Raw genomic sequence first — 17,972 nt, forward strand, 5'->3', positions numbered from 1 at the left:
CCGCCACCCACATGTTCGAACAACACACTAAAAAGAGGGACACGACATGCGTATCGCAGTCACGGGCAGCTCCGGCAAGCTGGGACGGGCCACGGTTGACCACCTCCGCAGCGAGGGGCACGACGTCGCCGGGTTCGACCTCACCGGAACCGTCGGTGTGGGCTTCACCAGGGTTGACCTCACCGATTACGGACAGACGCTTGACAGCCTGATAGGCGTCACCGGCCGGCACGGGGGGCTGGATGCGGTTGTGCATCTCGCTGCTATCCCGGTCAACGGAATCGTTCCCGATGCGGCGACATTCCAGAACAACATGACGGTCAGTTTCAACGTAGTCCACGCCGCCATGCGATCAGGGATCCGGAAGATCGTCACCGCTTCCAGCATCACTGCGATGGGATATCCATTCGACGAGCCTCCCGCATCGCTGCCCATCGACGAGTCCACTACGGCCGCGTACAACACCTACGCCCTCGCCAAGGTCGCGGAAGAGGCAATGTGGGCCCAGCTCGTTCATTGGGAGCAAGACATGAGCATCACTTCGCTCCGCTTCACCAATGTGGTGGCGCCGGGGGAGTATGGAACCTTTGCCATGGCAGCGGATCCGCTCAACCGCCGCGACCTTCTATTCAGCTACGTCGACTCCAGGGACGGGGCGGCCGCGGTGGCCCTCGCGCTGGTCCAGGCAGCGCCTGGCTTCGAGGTGTACGACATCGCAGCCTCCGATACTGGAAGTGCACTCCCAACCGCCGAGCTCGTGGCACTTCACTTTCCAGGAGTACCGGTCCGCGCGGGGCTGGGCGAATATGAAACACTGATGTCCATCGATAAAGCCCGCAGAAGGCTTGGATATGAGCCCGTACACCTGTGGCGCGACGAATACGCTGCGCACCAAGGACGGCAGAGGACGCACGTCTAACACAGCCACTGCAGGGAACGGCGCCAGCGCATTCCCCCCCAAAGGTCTGGCGTCCCAGCGATCGAACTCATTATTCTTGGTCGCGGGTTGCATGGACGACAGGACTTGGCAGGAAGCTCTCGGAGATCTCCGCTGCGCCGTGCAGGTCAAACTAGTCTGGCGGAGCGGGGAAATGTGATCGGCAGTCCTGCCAAAGGGCGTGGGGACACTCCTGCATGGATGCGGCCAGAGCTACCTCAGATGAATGTTCATGGCGATCCTCCCGATGACTGCCGGCGAGCGCACGTCTATGCCGACCACGTTGACAATTTCGAGGCCCGGGGCCGCTGCTGACTGATGAAGTCAGAGACTCTGTCGGCCTCAGCATCTGCAGCGACGACCGTGCCGTTGATGCGGCGGTTCAGGTGCCAGGGGTTTTCATCCTGGAGCGCTGCGGCGAGGAGTTCCTGGGGGATGTTCTGGTACGCGACCGGCCGCAGGAAGCGGTTGATCGCGAGGGTTCCGACGGAGGTGGTGCGCGTGTCAGAGGTGGCGGGGAAGGGCCCGCCGTGGACCATGGCGTGGCCGACTTCGACGCCGGTGGGCCAGCCGTTGACGATGATGCGGCCCACCTTCTGCTCCAGCGCCTGGAGCAGGGGTGCCGCCGTCGGGTAGTCCGCCTCGGTGAGCTGCAGGGAGGCGGTGAGCTGGCCTTCGAGCCGGTTGACGGCTTCGAGGAGTTCCTCCACGGAGCCATAACGGATGACCAGGGACGCGGCGCCGAAGATTTCCTCATGGAGCACGTGGTTGGTGACGAAGTCCCGGACCTGGGTGCCGAAGATGGTGGGGGCGGGGGCGTTTTCGGTGGGGCCGGCGGTGCCCTGCCCGACGACGTAGACGCCGGCGGCTGAGCCGAGTGCCTCGGTTCCCTTGTTCCAGGACGCAGCGATTCCTTCGTTGAGCATGGTTTGGCCGGCGCAGGCGGAAACAGCGCGCCCGACGGCGGCGGCGAGTTTGTCGCCTGCCTCACCGGCGGGGGCGAACAGGAGTCCGGGGGAGGTGCAGAGCTGGCCGGAGCTGCCGGTGACGGCAGTGACGTACTGCTGGGCCAGGGCGTCGATCTGCTCAGCCGAGCCGCCGAGGGCGCCTTCGAAGACGAAGACCGGGTTCAGCGAGGACATTTCCGCGTAGACGGGGATGGGTTCAGGGCGGGCTGCCGCAGTGCGCATCAGGGCGACGCCGGCCGCCTGGGATCCGGTGAAGCCCACGGCCTTGATAGCGGGGTCGGCCACGAGGGCCTGGCCAACACTGGATCCGGGGCCGTAGATCAGGGAGAAAACGCCCGGGTGCAGGCCCGCGTCGGCAACGGCCTTAGCGATGGCCTGGCCGACGAGTTCGCTGGTGCCGGGGTGGGCGTTGTGGGCCTTGAAGACGACCGGGCAGCCTGCGGCGAGGGCCGAAGCGGTGTCTCCGCCCGCCGTCGAGAAGGCCAGCGGGAAGTTGCTGGCGCCGAAAACGGCGACGGGGCCGATGGGGAGCTGGCGCTGGCGGATGTCTGCCCGCGGCATCGGGGTGCGGTCCGGGAGGGCAGGGTCGATGCGGACGCCGCGGAAATCGCCTTGGCGGACCACCCCTGCGAAGAGCCGCAGCTGGCCGGTGGTGCGGGCGCGTTCCCCGGTCAGCCGGGCCGCGGGCAGGCCGGTTTCCTGGCCGGCGCGGATGATGAGCTCCTCACCGATGGCTTCGATGTTGTCCGCGATGGCTTCCAAGAATTCTGCGTGGGTTTCGGGATCCAGGATGCTGAACGATGGGTAGGCGGCCTTGGCTGCGGAGGTCGCCGTCGTCAGCTGTTCCTCGGTGATCAGTGAGTAGGCGGGGTCGAGCTGTTCGTTGGTGGCGGGATTGAAGCCAAAAGCGGTCTTGCCGCTTCCGACAACGGGCTGCCCGGCAATCAGGGAATGTCCGGTAAGGGTCATGGTCGTCGTTGCTCCTCAGCAGTGTTTCTTAGCAGAACGCGAGGGAGCCGTCAGGTCTCGTTGGCAGTTGACGTTCCCAGTGGATGTAGTCGTCCTCCGTCAGGGCGGCCTCGTCGATGTCGATTCCCCAGCCTGGGCGGTCCGGCCGCAGTTCAAGGTGGCCGTCCACGGGAAGGTACGGGTCGGGGCACCATGCGGTTTCTTCGAGCTTGTACTCCAGAATGGAGAAGTTGCTGCAGGCGGCCGCGAAGTGGAGGTTGTGGGCAACAGCGAGCGGGCCCATGGGATTGTGCGGTGCGACCGTGGTGAAGTGCGCTTCGGCGATGGTGGCGATTCGGCGCATCTGGGAGATGCCGCCGACGACGCAGATGTCCGGCTGGACGATGTCCGCCCCGGCTCCGGAGAGAAGGCTGAGGAATTCGTTGGCAGTGTAGAGGCTTTCGCCGGTGGCCAGCGGGACGGTGAGTTCTGCCCGGAGCCGGTGCCATGCAGGAAAATACTCCGGGCGGATGGGCTCTTCGAAGAACAGCGGCTGGTATGGGGCCAGCGCATTGCCGAGCTGGATCGCCTGGTAGGGCTCGAAGATCTTGGCATGGGCGTCGAAGGCGAAGTCCCACTCATCGGGGCAGGCTTCCCTGACGGCGCCGAAATAGTCGGCAGTCTCCGTGACCACCAGCCCCCATCTGCGGTTGTGGAGGTCTCCCCGGAACGGGCTGAGTTTGAACGCGGTGAACCCGTAGCGTTCGTTCAGCTCCTCGGTGACCGACCGGCACTCGGCGGGATCCGGGGCTGAGTAGACGCCGGCGTAGACCGAAACCCTGTCACGCACCGCACCCCCCAACAAGGCATAGACCGGCACGTCGAAGGCCTTCGCGGCAATGTCCCAGAGGGCGTGATCGATGGCCGAGATGGCAGCCAGCCCGATGGCGCCCTGCGGGAACCGCGCCTTGCGGATCAATTTCTGGGTTACGAACTCCACGCGCCGCGGGTCATCGCCCTTGACCTGTTCGAACATGTAGTCCAGTACTGGGACAAGCGCCCAGTCCGGACCGTGGTTGTAGGCTTCCCCCCACCCTGAGATTCCTTCATCGGTGTCCACTCGCAGGAGCAGCCGCGGCCGGTTGCCGACGCGTTGCATGAAGGTCTTGAATCCGGTGATTTTCATGCGGTCACGGCCGCTTCGGCGCGCGCCCGCTGGCTGAGCCCGCTGCCGGGCAGGAGGTCATGCATGCTGCTCCATTCGGCCAGAATGCCGGCGATCTCGATGCGTGCTGATTCGCTGACCTCATGGCTCGGAGGCCTTATAGAGCGTTCGCACAGGCCCAGCTGGGCGAGCGCTTCTTTCACGACGCTGACGTTGTTGGCGGACCTGTCTTCAGCCCGCATCTCCTCGAACCGGGAAATCCGTGCCAGCAGACTGCAGGCCAGCGGATAGTCCCCCTTGCGAAGTGCATCACGCAGCGAAAGCGACAGCTGCGGATTGACGTTGACCAGGCCGGAAGTGAATCCGGTGGCGCCGTGGGCAGCATAGGACAGGGCATACGGTTCGGCCAGACCTGCGATCCACACAAAGCGGTCGGCTCCGGCCAGATCCCTGATGCGGGCAAACTGTGTTGGGTCCGCCACCGCGTACTTGATCCCGATGATGTTGGGGCAGCGGTCGGCCAGCTCGACCAGCATCGCCGCGGTCACCCACTCGTTGCGGATGTACAGCACAAATGCCATATCAGGGGAGGCCGCGGCAATCTGGGCATGGTAGTCCACCCAGCCTGCGGGGGAGACATGGGGGTGGACCGGCTGATGGATCATCGCCATCCGGATGCCCATCTCCCTGGCGATGCGCACGTCCGCGTTCGCCGTCTCGACGTCGTAGCCGATGCCCAGGAGGAGCGCGGCGTCGTCACCCACAGCCTCTGCCGAGGCCTCGATCAGCTGGCGGCGTTCAGCTGCCGTCAGGGCGTAGAACTCGCTGGTGTTGCCGTTTGGGGTAATGGTGGTGACGTTGTTCTCTACCAGCCGGCGCAGCAGCATCTTGAAGGCCGTAATGTCCGGCACGCCATCGCGGTAGGGGGTTACAGGGATGGCTACGACGTCTGCCAGTGCTTCCCGGAGCTCGGAAAATATCATTGCTTTCCCTTGGCGATCTGTCCGACGGCACGGACCTCGAAACTATGGATGTGATTGAGGACGAGCTCCGCGGCACGGCCGGCGTCGCCTTTCCGCGCGGCGGCAAGGATTTCAGCGTGCTCAGCCGCCTCCGTCTCCCATGAAGGCTGCTGGATCCAGGCGTTGACCGAGATGAGGGCCGTCTGCTCGCGGAGCCCGTCGAGCATGTTCATGAGAACAGGGTTGCCGCAGTTTGAGTAGAGGAGCTGGTGGAAGTCCCGGTTTGCGAGGCTCCGCTCGGCTTCGTCTTTAGCGGACGATGCGCGGTCCAGCGCGTCCTGCGCAAGTTCCAGGTCCAGGCCACGCTCCACTGTGCGGGCGACGGCGACCGGCTCCAGGAGTGTGCGGACGTCGAAGACACTTCGCGCCATCTCCTCATCCACCACGCGGACAGTGGCTCCCTTGTATTCGCTCATCGTGACCAGACCGGCACCGACGAGAGTCTTTAGGGCTTCCCTGACGGGGGTCTTCGAGATTCCGAAGCGGCGCGCCAGTTCCGTCTCGACAAGGGCCTGTCCTGCGGGAAGCTCGCCCGTCAGTATCGACCGCCGGAGTGCCTCCACTACGAGGCCGGTCCGGGACGACGCTGGCAGCAAACCGATGGGCATGACTTCAGTGCTCACAATAAATTCCTTTCCATGCAACTCATCATATCAGGTGCATCGTATGTAGTATATGATGTATGAGAACGACGACGATCGAACCTTCCCGGCCTACGCCCTATGAGAGGAACGCAATGATGCGTAAGAACGAGAGCTCATCCACCAGCAGGATCCTCACCAGAAGGACCGCCCTGTCCTTGGCAGCTGTGCTTGCCAGCACCATGGCTCTGGGAGCCTGCGGCACCGGCGCCGACACCGGCAGCGCCGAAAAGGGTGACGTTGTGCTGGAACTGTGGGACACGGATACCAGGCCTGAGCGAACGGAGAACCTCAAGGCCCTGATCAGCATGTTCGAGGCCAAGAACCCCGGCATCAAGGTCAACTACCTCGGGTTGCCCACCGACTCCTACATGCAGAAGATCAGCACTGCCATCGCCACCAAGGCGACACCGGACATCATCACGCCCAAGGCCTCAGACATCTCAGCGCTCGTCGCGCAGGGCGCTTTGGCCTCCCTCGACAACGACTTCAAGAGCGGCGGGTGGGAGGACAAGATCTCGCCGGCGATGGCGGAGTCGTCACGGGCTGCCTCACCCGATGGAAAGCTGTACCTGACACCGGCGACCAGCCTCGCTGACGTCGTCTATTACCGCTCTGATCTGTTCAAAAATGCTGGGCTGTCCAGCCCCTCAACCTGGGACGATTTCTATACTGCGGCGCAGAAGCTGACCGACAAGGCGTCGGGTAAATTCGGCTACACGCTCCGGGGTGGCAACGGGTTCTTTGCGCAGTTCATCCAGATGGTCTACCCGCAGGCCGGAATAGACAGATTCTTCCGCGAAGACGGCACGTCCACCCTCAACGACCCGGCTATCGTCGCCGCAGCGGAGAAGTACGCAGCCCTGTATGCCAAGGACACCGCATCCAGTGACCTGACCGCCGACTTCAAGACCATGGTGGCCCAATTCGGCGCCGGCGGAGCGGCGATGCTCAGCCACAGCATCGGTTCCTACCCCACCCACGTCGCAGCCCTCGGCGCCGACAAGGTGGCAGCCGTCGCGCCATTCCCCTCTGCCTCCGGCAAGACCGTTCTGACCGGCCGCATGACCACCGGTTTCTCCATGTTCCAGGCCAGTGCCCACAAAGAAGCCGCCTGGAAGTTCCTGCAGTACACCATGAGCGCTGAAGGCAACAGCTTCTGGGCCCAGAAATCCGGCTACCTGCCAGGCAACACTGAAGTGGCCAAGGAATCGTGGGTGACTCAGAACCCTGCAATGCAGGCATCCGTCAAGGCACTCGAGAACAAGGACGCAGTCCTGCTGGAACAGCCCTACTACCTGCCTGAATTCAACTCAATTACTACCACCGAGATGCTTCCGGAATGGCAAAAGGTTCTTCAGGGCCAGCTCTCCATGAAGGATTTCCTGACCGCCAGCGCCGAGAAGCTGACCAAAGCCCAGCAAAAGTACATGAAGAAGTAGCCCGATGACCGTCATCACACCCACCCGCCCTCCACTGGCAAAGCGGCCCGCACGGCCGAGGCAGTCAGGCCTGAGACGCCTTTATCCCTATCTCCTTATCGGTCCGGCGGCGATACTGACCCTGGTATTCCTGGTCTATCCCGTCGGCAGCGTCTTCTACTACAGCCTCCAGCACTCGAATGTGACCCAGCCTTGGAACGACGGCTTCGCCGGCCTGGACAACTTCATCACCATGGGTTCCGATCCGCTCTTCTGGCGGAGTCTTGCCTTTACCGCCCAATGGGTGGCCGTGGAAGTGGGGCTGCAGTTCATCTTCGGGCTGGCACTGGCCCTGTTGATCAACAAGACATTCATCGGCCGCGGCCTTGCCCGGGCGCTCGTGTTCTCGCCCTGGGCCGTTTCCGGCATCCTCACCACTACTATCTGGATCCTCATCTACAACCCCTCCACCGGGATCGGCCGCTACTTCGCGGACATCGGCATCGGCGAGTACGGGGTGTCCCTTCTTTCGGGGAGCGGCACCACGTTCTGGGCCGTCGTGCTGGCCGAGATGTGGAAAGGCATTCCGTTCTTCGCGATCCTTATCCTTGCCGACCTCCAGTCGGTATCCCTTGAACTCTACGAATCTGCCGAGGTGGACGGCGCCGGCACCCTCCGGAAATTCATCTCGATCACCTGGCCGCATATCCGCCAGGCCATCATCATCGCCACACTCCTCCGGGCCGTTTGGGAGTTCAACAACGTAGACCTTCTTTACACGCTGACTGGCGGCGGGCCTGCGAGTTCGACAACAACCCTCCCGCTCTACGTCGCACAGACCGCCATCCACGACCGCGACTTCGGCTACGGCTCGGCGCTGACCGTAGTGGCCTTCCTGATTCTGACATTCTTCTCGCTCGTCTACCTGCGCATCACCAAGTCAAAAGAGGATGAAAAATGACCTCGCTGCTTCCCACGGCGCCCCGTACGCCGGTCCGGCCACAGGCCGCCAGTACACCAGCAGCACGGCCGATGAGTGCCCTGAAAAAGCGCGAGCGCCGCATCGACAGAATCCTGACCTACGCTCCGCTGACACTGTTCCTGATCTTCACGCTCGTCCCGTTCTATTGGATGTTGCTCTTTGCGTTCCGGCCCGCCGGCTCCACTTCGCTGGTGCCGTGGCCGATCACCTTCGACCACTTCGCCACAGTGTGGAACGGTTCAGGCTTCGGGATCTACTTCCAGAACAGCCTTTTTGTGGCCGGGATGAGCCTGCTCACCTCCACCGTCATCGCACTGCTCGGCGGATATGCCCTGGCCCGCTTCCGGTTCCACGGCAAAACACTGTTCCTGGTAGCCATGCTGTGCACCCAGTTCGTGCCTGGCGCCATGATGCTGATACCGCTCTTTGAGATCTTCAATGCTATTGGCCTGACCAACAACCTGTGGAGCCTCATCATTTCTGACACGGTTTTCCACCTGCCGCTGTCTTTGATCCTGATGGCCGGGTTCATCCGCAACGTGCCGATGGAACTCGAAGAGGCTGCCTGGGTGGACGGCTGCACCCGCATTCAAGCCTTCCGCCTAGTGGTCCTTCCCTTGCTGAAACCGGGCATTGTGGCGGTCGGTTCCTTCGCGTTCATCAGTGCCTGGAACAACTTCCTGTTCGCCATCATGTTTATGAGCACGCAGAGCCGTTTCACGGTACCGGTGGGACTGAGCTACCTGTTGGGGGAGTTCGGGGCGGACTTCGGCGCTCTTGCAGCTGGGGGTGTCGTCGCCATCATCCCGGTGGTCCTACTCTTTGCCTACGTTCAGAAATTCCTTGTCCAGGGCTTGAGCGCCGGCGCTGTCAAAGGCTGACGGCGACCGCCAACGGCTGAGGCCGCCCCAGGAGGCGCCTTAATTGATGGATCATTTATCCGGAGGGATGCCTTACGTCCACAAAGGTGGGAACACAATTGCCTCTGCCGCCGCCCCGGATCTCATGAGGTGGACGAAGGAGGTGTCTGCCGCGCAATCAAGTCGACCACAACATGGAACGGGGCGATCCGGCCGTAGTCCAGGCGCCAAACAAGAACCGCGTTCCCTCAGCGGGGCAACGCGGTTCGGATTTGGTTTGCTCAGAACAGCGAGATGGAGCGTGTGCACGATGTCCACACTTTTGGCCGGCGGACTTAGTCGGATTTGAGTGTGATCGGGCCGGAGACGTCGGCCGGGTAATCCGGCCGTACGCAGGGAAAACTGTGGCGACAGTTCACGACTTCTACGACGAATCAACGCCCGTACTGGCCGCATCCCTGAACAAGCGCGCTCCGGGCTACGTCTCGCTTGGGTTCCCTGATCCGCGCAAGCTCAAAAGCAGATGACATCGTCCCTAAGACCGCAGGAGCCGGCGTCTGCGTTGCCACAGCACTACGGCGCCGTATGCTCGAGGGGTCACCTTCGGGCGGCCGGGTACCTTTCCCGGCAGTGCACTACCTGATGCCGCTTAGTATCATCGAACATGGACATGAACCTGCGTGTTTCAGACGACGGTGAACGCCGTCCGGATGAGCCTACTGCCAACGCTAATACCTCCAAATCAGTTCTTCTTGGTCAAGTTGCCGGTTCGGAGTTCCAACGTCACGGGCGTAGGCAAGAAATCAGCGCGGGCCTGGACTTCGTGATGAACCACGACGCCGAGCTGTTGAAGCGCCTTGAGGATGCCTGAGTTCTCGCCCGGAGTACGACGACATCATTGGCTGCGGGTTGCTCTTCTCTGCGACGCAGTGCCCCGTCACAACCGTAATGGCTGTGACGGCTCGTCCCCCCTGCACGTCCAACAAGAGACGGACCTGCAATATAGCACTTGAGTTGTAGAACATGTGAGTTACGATCGACTCGATGTGGAGTGTTCGTTGACGAATTCCACCCGCGCGCCTTGGTTGTCGGGGTCTGGACAAGGGCACGCAGGTCAGAGAGGTTGCGGGCGAGCCGGTCCGTGGTGTGCGCAACCAGGATGTCCCGGTCGCGGACGAACCGCAGCAACTCCGTAAGCTCACGTCAGGCGGTGTCCCGGCCGGAGGCCTTGTCTGTGAAGACCCAGCCCGGAACCTGGCCATCGAGCTGGCGTTTCTCGTTCCGGTCCAGCGTGCTCACCCGCACGTACCCGATCCGTCAGCTTGGGGTGTAGTTCAATCGGGATTGAAGTTCCGGCGGACTGCACCTGTTCCCGGAAAGCGTGAACTTGGAGGTGTCCGGGGCTCACGTGTGTTTGTCGTCGGCCAGCCTGTTGCTGGCCTTGGCCAGACATGGAATCGCCCTCGACCAAGCCTCGGTCGAGGGCGATCCCCGAAGTGCGGGGGCATTACATGGTCACGTCAGCAGGAGAAGGACGCCTAGGGCCTGGAGGCGTTCGCCTGGATCCCGCTGTGTGCAGTCTCGGAGAGCAGATGCTCACCCTCCAGCACTTCGGGGTCTGCCGGTGCGACGGTGGGACGCCCTGCCCGGCTTCCGGTCTCCGGGAGCGTGAAATAGACGATGAGACTGAGGGCGACAATGGCGATCATGTAGACCGCGACGAACATGGGCTGACCGGCGCCGACGAATGCAGCGGCGATCAGTGGTGCGGTGCCACCGAAGACGGCGATCACAATCTGGTGCGCGAAACCGATGCCTGATACCCGGACTGAGGCCGGAAAGAGCTCTGCCTGAATGGTCGGGTAGACCGACTGCCAGATACCGAGAACTACCCATCCGGAGGCCGACACCAGAACGTATACCCAGAAGCCGGGCTGGTTCAGCAGCAGGAGCATGGGGTAGAAGAGAACGATCATGCCGATGGCGCCGATGATGGGGAAGATCTTACGTCGGCCGAGGCGGTCGGAAAGGTATCCGCAGACCGGCACGATGATAACGAGCAAGGCAAGCCCGATAACGCTCCCGGCCAGGGTGGAGGACAGGTCCCGGCCGGTGGTCAGCTTGGCGTAGGTGGGAAGGAAGGTTGCCCAGGTGTAGTAAGCCACTGCAGGGGCGGACAGTGCCGCTGCCTGCAGCAGAGCCTTCGGGTGTTCGCGGAGCAGGTCCATCAGCCGCGCCCAGGCGGACTTTTGATCGACAAGGGCGCTTGCCTCAAACTCAGGGGTCTCATCCGAGCGGGCCCGCAGGATAAGGCCGACGACGCCGAGGACGCCGCCCGCGATGAACGGGATGCGCCAACCCCAGGCGGCCAGGTCCGCCGAAGAAAAGGAGGATGTCACCATTGCCGCCGCGCCGGTCGCTGCGAGGGTCGCGAGGCCACTCGCCATGTTGGTGAACGAACCGAACAGGCCCCTCCTGTTCGCGGGAGCGTGTTCCACCATGAATGCGATGGCGCTCTGCCCCTCACTACCGGCGGAGATGCCCTGGATGATGCGTGCAACCAGAAAGAGTTAGCTGTAGCCGAGCACTTCGGCAACGAGCGGCGCAGGCAACTCGCTGACGAGCGCGGAGGGATGCATTGCGTGCGCCCGCGAGGTCTATCCCGACCTCGCGGAGCCGTTCCATGAGGGTGTTGGGGTGGATGTGTTGCCCGGGCCGGTAGCCGGGGAACAGCCATTCGCTGCCTGAACTGCTGCCGGTGCGCAAGTTGGGTCGTGCGGCCAGGTGCTCTGTGAGCACTGACGCGAACGGCTCGGGTACTGGTCTTATTCGGGGCCTGCTTGTTTCCGGACTCCTGCTCATCGTGTTCGAGCGGAATCGCGCCCTGCCCGGACGGCCGTCTTGGCAGCCCGGTTGGGGTCGCCGAAGTGGACAAAAAGGGTGTGCACAATGTGCACACTTTGGGCTTCGGACTGGGTCGTACTGGGGGCAGACCGTGTCGGATTGGCGATGTTTCCGCGGGAGGCCAGTGTTTGCAAGGCCTGGAGTCCGGTTCGAGTCCCACCTCGGGCACAGTGTTTCCGCAGGTCATAGGCCTGTTGGTCATTGCAGTGTGTACAAAAACCGCCAAAGTGTGTACACGGGCGTACCGTTTTGTGTGTGGCAAGCATCAGTACCCGCACCAAAAAGGACGGTTCAAAGTCCTATATGGTGCGCTGGCGGGATCCTAAGACGAAGACCGCCCAGGGCCTCACTGTAGGCACTCTGACCGAGGCGGAAACGCTCAAGCGGCTATTGGATGCCAACGGTGAGTCCTTCGAAATCGCCCAGCACGCCATCCTGACGAACGAGAAGCGTCCACCTACTGTCGCTGACGTCATCCAGGAACACATCGACCTGCTGGTCCGCCGGTCGAGCGGAACAATTAAGACGTACCAAACCATGCTTGACCTCCACATCCGGCCAGTCATCGGTCACGTACCAGTGGACAAGCTGGACTACCGGGTCATGGCGCACTGGGTGAAGTCGATGTTGGCCAAGGGCAAGGCGCCCAAGACAATCCACAACATCCATGGTCTGATATCCGCCGCCATGAACACCGCCGAGATGCTCGGCTGCTTACATGAGGAGGGCGGTTTCTAACCATCGTCGCAACGGGCTCGATCTGAAGGTAAACAGTATCCCTGTGGGCGCTGGCCGGCCAAACACCTGCTCACCGGTATCGCTACGTGCGGCGTAGGCGGGGCTCCAATGCGTATCGGCAAGCAGAACGCCGGACGGCGCAAGGACAAGGTCACGGGGGAATGTCTACCAAGCCCCGTTGATGAGCACGACGATGAGCTGCCAATGGTAGCGGCAATTTTCCTGACCACGGCTACGCACATTTCCTAGCGCAGCAGGAAACCCCCGTCAGTCATCACGACTGGCGGGGTCTCCTTGTTCCGCAGCGGCTCTACTTTGCCGGATATTCCCATTCCCAACCAGCGGCCATAAATCCCTGCTGATGCACCAAAACACCTGTGGGAGTCGGTACGTCGAGAATTATGGTTCCAGTGGCCTTCTCGCCCGGACCCAAAGCTGACGGGAAACGTTCGGTTTCCGGAAGGCACATCATCGCCGAAAAGCTGGAAAGGCTGCCGTTGAAGGTGGTTCCGTTCTCGGCGATAGCTTTCCATCCGTAACCGGCAAGACCGAACTGGGGAATCACTGACTCTGCAAGTGCCGGATCCGTCTCCATCGAAACGTTGAGCGCTATGAAATGACCGTTCTCGGGAGCCGTGGCGTACTCGTTGGTGCAGGGCGCATCAACCTGAATTGAGTTGATTACGAAGCTTGCAACGGTCTTGTCTTTGTCGGTCACTGAGGCGCCTTCGCCTGGCTTTTTGACGAGGTTTCCGCGTGAGGATTTGGCCCCTGACGCGGCCTCCGCTGTTGGGCTGGCTGACGATGAGGTTGTGCCGCCCGCGGGCTTAACAGTAGGCGCGGGTGGTGAGCTTTCTGATGTCCCTCCACATCCTGCGAGTAGCAGCGCTGCGACAGGCAGGGTGAGTAGTGTTTTCTTCAATTGTTGCCCACATTATGTGAGATTTGAAAGAGTTTGCTTAGCGTAAATCAGGGCTATGACATTTTATGCGCAGCATCCTCAGTGATAAGTAACATTGTTGTAATAAATACCTCCCGATTATGGAGACATCAACTGTGACCCGAACGCCGGGTCCTCGGCATGGATGTGCCGGGCGGCGTTGACGAGGTGCGCATCGACCCAGTCCCGTCCCGTGACCGGACTGGACTTCCACCGGTAATAGCCTTGCTTGCTGAATCTCAACACCCTGCAGGTCACCGCCACGGGAACACCGTCGGCGGCAAGATCCGTGACCAGCGGGTAGATCATTTTGGGTTGATGTCCCTGGCCAGATAGGCAGCAGCCCGGCGCAGAATCTCGTTCTCCTGCTCCAACAGGCGGTTCCGCTTCTTCAGCTCCCGCATCTCGGCCGACTCCGTCACCGCCGGGCCGGCCCCGGATTCTTTACGGTCGGCGATGGCAATCCAGCGCTTCAACGTCGTGACCGAAAGCCCGAAATCCTTCGCGATCTGCGCCAACGGCGCCTCACCCTTCCGGGCCACATCAATAACATCCTGGCGGAACTCCGCCCCAAAAGCCGTAGGCGTGGTCAACATCCTTCCACGAGCACAAGCTCGCCAGGTCAAGGAGTCAACAAAACCGGGGGCAGTTCCTTCCGCACGGTTCAGCGGCTGGCCCGCAAAGCCGGCGTAGAAGGGCAGATCAGCCCGCACAGCACAGCCTGCGGCAAATACCTTTGCCACGATCGCCCTGGACAACCCGGTCACGGCACAAGCTGGCGAAAGGAGCCGGCTATGACGTCGTCCGGGCAATGGCGTAAATTCGACCAGGTTTGCTTTAGCTTCACTAACCGGCTTCAGCTAGTTATTCCGGGTGTGCCCGATCGCCGGCCGTGATGCCTTGGTCCTTGCCGTAGCGCCACAGGATGGCGTCCATGATGCGCAGTTCGGAAATGGTTGTCTGGACCTTTGAGCGCTCACCAGTGAGGCTTCGCCTCTGACCGCATGTCAGCTCACGGCCGGTATGAATGGCTGGATGTGTGTGCCGTTGAGGAAGCGGTGTTCGATGGTCTGGAGGTGTTGTCGTTTTATCGCGTCGCTGCGGCCCAATTCGATCAGGTCGCGCACATTCTCTGCCTTGTCGAGCCCGAAGCGTCCCCGACCGGTGACGTGGTTGATCCGGTGCCATCCGTTGTTGGTCAGTAGTGACGCCTGGGCTTCGACGGCCTGCACCTGGCTGGTCATGAGGAGTTCAATCAAGGAGGCTCCCCAGCCGACGACGCCACCCGCGCTGCGCCGCGCCGACACCACAAACGGGGTCGAGGTTGTGCCGATGCTTAAGATGTCCACATCGGCCGGCGGGACACTGAGAAAGTGTGTGGCCTCGGTAAGGGCGACCAAGGCGGGCGAGTTGGCCCAAACGCCCCCGTCGACATAGCGGGCGTCACCGGCTCGCAGAATGGTAGCGGCTGCGAAGAGCGTGGGTGCGGCCGCGGTTGCTAGTGCCACGTCGACCGCAGTCAGATTCACATCAAATTTGAATCGCTCGTGGTGGGCCGTCTTGAATAGATACACCCGGGACTCGGTCATGTCGTAGGCGGGAATCACCAACCGGCAGGTCGACTCCCCGAACTTGCGTTCCCCAAATGCCGACATCAGAGCGCTGCGGAGGCGCATCGCGTCGTGCTTGGGGCGGAAGAGTTGCCGGGCGGCGCGGAGCCTCTGGCCGACAACCCCTGAGACCGGAAAGATGTCATTGCCTCTTTCGGCGTAGAACTTGCAGAGGTCCCGCGCGCTCAGGCCCAAGCCCAGCCCAATGGCGATGATGCCTCCGGTGGACGTCCCGGCGATCAGATCGAAGTGGTCACGACATGCGCGGCTCGTCGTTTCCTCCAGAGTCGCAAGCACGGAGGCGGTGTAGGCACCCTTTATTCCGCCACCGTCCAGCGCCAGGATCCGAAAGGGTCTGGGTGACATCCCCATGTCTGAATATTGGTTCACTGCTCGCCCCTTTCCACTACCTGTAGACCACGAAGGATGAGCTCAACGGCTTGGCGAGCGTCGGTCGTAACCTTGAGTTCTTCGTTCTCTTGTTCGGACAAGCCATTGGCCAGGGCTGTCGCGAATCCCGTAGCACCCCGGCTCGTGATCTCCTTAGCCACCTGCTCCGGCGTCAGCATTGGGAATGCAGCGTGGTGATACTCGTCCCGCAGTTCCCGCCAACCGTTGACATGGTGCTCGCACCACGGCGATGTGAACTCTGGCCGGTCTTCGCCGTGCAGGATGTCGATGACCGCCCGCGTCGCCCCTCCGAATCCGCCTAGCAGATAGAGCGGTTTGTTGGCCTGCAGGGTGATCAGCGCCTCCTCGGCGACGCCAGGTAGAAGTCCGACATATCCGTTGAGCTTTCCACCCATGGCCACACGTGCCGACGCGGCGGCGGTCGAATCGAACCGCATTTTTGTCAGGCCCCGTGCACGGTTGTACCGCCACCGCGGCACGTCATCGGGGTATCGTCCGCTCTCGTCGACTGCGAACTGGTCCTCGACGTTCAAGTCGTCCGGTGGCGGGACCTGTGTCAAAGTCATTCGGTTCCCCTGGTACTTATTCCGCTGGTCTTCGGTCAACTCCTCATACAGCGGCCATGCCAGCCAGTTTTCGACTGGTTGTAGGGAGCGCCCGAGATCGCGCGCCAGTGGGGAGTGGCGTTCCACCAACTCCATGAGGCGCCCGACATAGTTGACGGCATCACCAGGGGCGCACCCACTCGGCCCTACCGCACCATGGCCGAGTACGCCGCCATACAACAACCGGTGACCGCTGAGCAGCAGGTACAGCGCCAAATCGTGCGCCATCGTCGCAAGGTGAAGATCGCTCCCCCCATATCGATCCGCATCTGGTGCACCCGACAACGAGACGGCAATCGAGTCGGAGCCCTTCCCTGGCTCCCCTCGCGCTAGACGCTCCAGAGGAGTGACCAACTCCAGGCCCGGTCTGGCGGTCGTGACCCGGTCCACCTCCTCGCGTCCGAGCGGTGGATCCGGGTAGAGCACACGGATGATTTGTGCAGGAGTGGCCGCGATCGTGACCGCCTCCGGATGTGTTCCGAGAATCACGTCCGAGGATTCCGCCGACCGCCGGAGCCGGGACAACTCATGTTGGTAGCGCAGTGCCTCCACGAGCGTCACCAGCATCACCGTCGACGCGTCCTCCGCTTCCCACACTTCAGGGCTCCAAGCGTCGGCCCTATCGGTCGTTGCGGCCAGCGCGGCACGCCAACGAACCGTCGGCGCGTTACCTACATAGGGGAAGAGCCGTACAACCTGGGACTCGATCGCATCGACCACAACAATCGGTCGTCCGGCGGCCTTAGCAGCCAAAACCTCCCGACGGCACCACTCACGACTCGAGTAGCTGTCAGTCAGAACGACGATCACTGCGCTAGCGCGACGGACCGCCTTCTCTATTTCGTCGGCGAACCGCGCCCCCACTGGAATGTCGCTCGAGTCGTACCAGGCTTCTAGCGGAAGGGAACTGTGCGCAGCCAGAAGCGCCGCGACCGGACCGCGCCACTCCTCCCGCGGAAGGTCCCGCTTCGCATGACTGACGAAAAGCTCCACGTCGCAGGGCGGAAGCGAGTCGACATCGCCAGATTCAGATGCAGTGCGGCCCTGCATCAGCCGCAGACAGCTGATCGCCACATGAAACTCAAGATGCCTCCGATCCTTCACGTCAAGCCGAACGAAACTGCGGTCAGCGAGGCGCTCCGACATTGCGAGCGCCACCCCCTCCAGGGCAACAGGAAGCACCGAGCACGCCGTAGACACGCCTGGCGGGTAGGTTTCAAGCAAATCCTCGATCAACTGAGTCCACGAATCAGCCACGTCCCGGTCCGCTGCCGTTGCCCGCCGCGCCATGCGCGCATCAACAAGGACAATCACCAGGGAACGCTCACTGTCCAAGGGCATAGGCTTTACCGGCTTGCCGTCGATGCTAGAACCGAAACGGACAGGAATGCGAGGACCCCAGTCGGTACTTGGCCCACTCAGCAGATCGAACAAGTGCAGCGCCAACTCACGCCCCAACCTCGAGGCGGGATGAAAAAGCACATGAACCCGCAACGGAGCCAGATGATCGTCGAATCGATTCTGAGCCGCCGTCATTTCCTACCGCCTCGCTCGCAGTTTCGTGATGGCGCGAGGGCCCACCGTCGGCAAGCGTCGCCGATTCCATTGTGGCTGACCCTAATGGCTCTTACTAGTCCCGTAATGAAAGACGGGCTAGCTGCGACCTGCCGGTTGCGACCGCGCCAAAGGCTTGGGTGGGATTCCCCTGAACTCGACCACAACAGCCGGTCCGGCGCAGCCGCCTCGAAGTGACGGCATGAGTGGCAGGCCCGGTCTCGATGGCACCTTAGAGGACGCCCTTGGCACAAACGTCGCGGGAG

The 17,972-nt window shown here is 62.2% G+C and carries 15 protein-coding genes and 2 pseudogenes; 7 read left to right on the top strand and 10 right to left on the bottom strand.

Annotated features, from left to right (window positions below; all coding sequences use genetic code 11):
• Positions 1-46 precede the first annotated feature (46 nt).
• Positions 47-919 (top strand): NAD-dependent epimerase/dehydratase family protein, encoded by an 873-nt coding sequence (locus ABIA70_RS11355; RefSeq protein ID WP_354147662.1) that lies wholly within the window; start codon positions 47-49, stop codon positions 917-919.
• A gap of 287 nt (positions 920-1,206) precedes the next feature.
• On the opposite strand, the gene ABIA70_RS11360 is transcribed toward ABIA70_RS11355, so the two are convergent.
• Genes ABIA70_RS11360 through ABIA70_RS11375 form a run of 4 tightly spaced genes read right to left on the bottom strand, consistent with a single transcriptional unit; the run spans position 1,207 to position 5,663 of the window.
• Positions 1,207-2,874, bottom strand: coding sequence for an aldehyde dehydrogenase (NADP(+)) (locus tag ABIA70_RS11360; protein ID WP_354147663.1), 1,668 nt, complete (start codon positions 2,872-2,874; stop codon positions 1,207-1,209).
• Positions 2,875-2,902: 28 nt separating this feature from the next.
• Complete coding sequence (locus ABIA70_RS11365) at positions 2,903-4,039, bottom strand: mandelate racemase/muconate lactonizing enzyme family protein (RefSeq protein ID WP_354147664.1); 1,137 nt, start codon at positions 4,037-4,039, stop codon at positions 2,903-2,905.
• Positions 4,036-5,001: a dihydrodipicolinate synthase family protein gene (locus ABIA70_RS11370; RefSeq protein ID WP_354147665.1), complete on the bottom strand. Its 966-nt coding sequence runs from the start codon at positions 4,999-5,001 to the stop codon at positions 4,036-4,038. The genes ABIA70_RS11365 and ABIA70_RS11370 overlap by 4 nt, the downstream gene beginning before the upstream one ends.
• Entirely contained in the window at positions 4,998-5,663 is a 666-nt protein-coding gene (locus tag ABIA70_RS11375) for a GntR family transcriptional regulator (protein WP_354147666.1), read from the bottom strand. Before ABIA70_RS11375 ends, ABIA70_RS11370 begins: the two co-directional genes overlap by 4 nt.
• A 116-nt stretch (positions 5,664-5,779) precedes the next feature.
• Between ABIA70_RS11375 and ABIA70_RS11380 the strand changes: the two genes are divergently transcribed.
• The 5 genes from ABIA70_RS11380 to ABIA70_RS11400 all read left to right on the top strand — a co-directional run bounded on the left by ABIA70_RS11380 (position 5,780) and on the right by ABIA70_RS11400 (position 9,815).
• Complete coding sequence (locus tag ABIA70_RS11380; protein ID WP_354147667.1) at positions 5,780-7,123, top strand: ABC transporter substrate-binding protein; 1,344 nt, start codon at positions 5,780-5,782, stop codon at positions 7,121-7,123.
• Positions 7,124-7,127: 4 nt separating this feature from the next.
• Positions 7,128-8,063 (top strand): carbohydrate ABC transporter permease, encoded by a 936-nt coding sequence (locus tag ABIA70_RS11385; RefSeq protein WP_354147668.1) that lies wholly within the window; start codon positions 7,128-7,130, stop codon positions 8,061-8,063.
• Positions 8,060-8,965, top strand: coding sequence for a carbohydrate ABC transporter permease (locus ABIA70_RS11390; protein WP_354147669.1), 906 nt, complete (start codon positions 8,060-8,062; stop codon positions 8,963-8,965). The genes ABIA70_RS11385 and ABIA70_RS11390 overlap by 4 nt, the downstream gene beginning before the upstream one ends.
• Positions 8,966-9,348: 383 nt before the next feature.
• Positions 9,349-9,471: a hypothetical protein gene (locus ABIA70_RS11395; RefSeq protein ID WP_354147670.1), complete on the top strand. Its 123-nt coding sequence runs from the start codon at positions 9,349-9,351 to the stop codon at positions 9,469-9,471.
• A 137-nt stretch (positions 9,472-9,608) separates the two neighbouring features.
• On the top strand, positions 9,609-9,815 hold the full coding sequence (locus tag ABIA70_RS11400) for a hypothetical protein (RefSeq protein ID WP_354147671.1): 207 nt from the start codon (positions 9,609-9,611) through the stop codon (positions 9,813-9,815).
• Positions 9,816-9,998: 183 nt separating this feature from the next.
• Here ABIA70_RS11400 and ABIA70_RS11405 read toward each other — a convergent pair.
• Positions 9,999-10,258: pseudogene (locus ABIA70_RS11405) on the bottom strand (recombinase family protein); the annotation flags it as partial.
• Between the two features lie 224 nt (positions 10,259-10,482).
• Positions 10,483-11,508: an MFS transporter gene (locus tag ABIA70_RS11410; protein WP_354147815.1), complete on the bottom strand. Its 1,026-nt coding sequence runs from the start codon at positions 11,506-11,508 to the stop codon at positions 10,483-10,485.
• Positions 11,509-12,103: 595 nt separating this feature from the next.
• Here ABIA70_RS11410 and ABIA70_RS11415 point away from each other — a divergent pair.
• Positions 12,104-12,586 carry a site-specific integrase gene (locus ABIA70_RS11415; RefSeq protein ID WP_354147672.1) on the top strand — a complete coding sequence of 161 codons (483 nt, stop codon included), beginning with the start codon at positions 12,104-12,106 and terminating at the stop codon, positions 12,584-12,586.
• A gap of 310 nt (positions 12,587-12,896) precedes the next feature.
• On the opposite strand, the gene ABIA70_RS11420 is transcribed toward ABIA70_RS11415, so the two are convergent.
• The 4 genes and pseudogenes from ABIA70_RS11420 to ABIA70_RS11435 all read right to left on the bottom strand — a co-directional run bounded on the left by ABIA70_RS11420 (position 12,897) and on the right by ABIA70_RS11435 (position 17,688).
• On the bottom strand, positions 12,897-13,304 hold the full coding sequence (locus tag ABIA70_RS11420; RefSeq protein ID WP_354147673.1) for a hypothetical protein: 408 nt from the start codon (positions 13,302-13,304) through the stop codon (positions 12,897-12,899).
• Between the two features lie 327 nt (positions 13,305-13,631).
• Positions 13,632-14,122: pseudogene (locus tag ABIA70_RS11425) on the bottom strand (transposase family protein); the annotation flags it as partial.
• 411 nt (positions 14,123-14,533) lie between these two features.
• Positions 14,534-15,526, bottom strand: coding sequence for a CBASS cGAMP-activated phospholipase (locus ABIA70_RS11430; protein ID WP_354147674.1), 993 nt, complete (start codon positions 15,524-15,526; stop codon positions 14,534-14,536).
• Positions 15,523-17,688 (bottom strand): TIR domain-containing protein, encoded by a 2,166-nt coding sequence (locus ABIA70_RS11435; protein WP_354147675.1) that lies wholly within the window; start codon positions 17,686-17,688, stop codon positions 15,523-15,525. The genes ABIA70_RS11430 and ABIA70_RS11435 overlap by 4 nt, the downstream gene beginning before the upstream one ends.
• Positions 17,689-17,972 lie beyond the last annotated feature (284 nt).

Origin of the sequence: Arthrobacter sp. 754, assembly GCF_040548695.1 — a bacterium.
Taxonomy (GTDB): domain Bacteria; phylum Actinomycetota; class Actinomycetes; order Actinomycetales; family Micrococcaceae; genus Arthrobacter.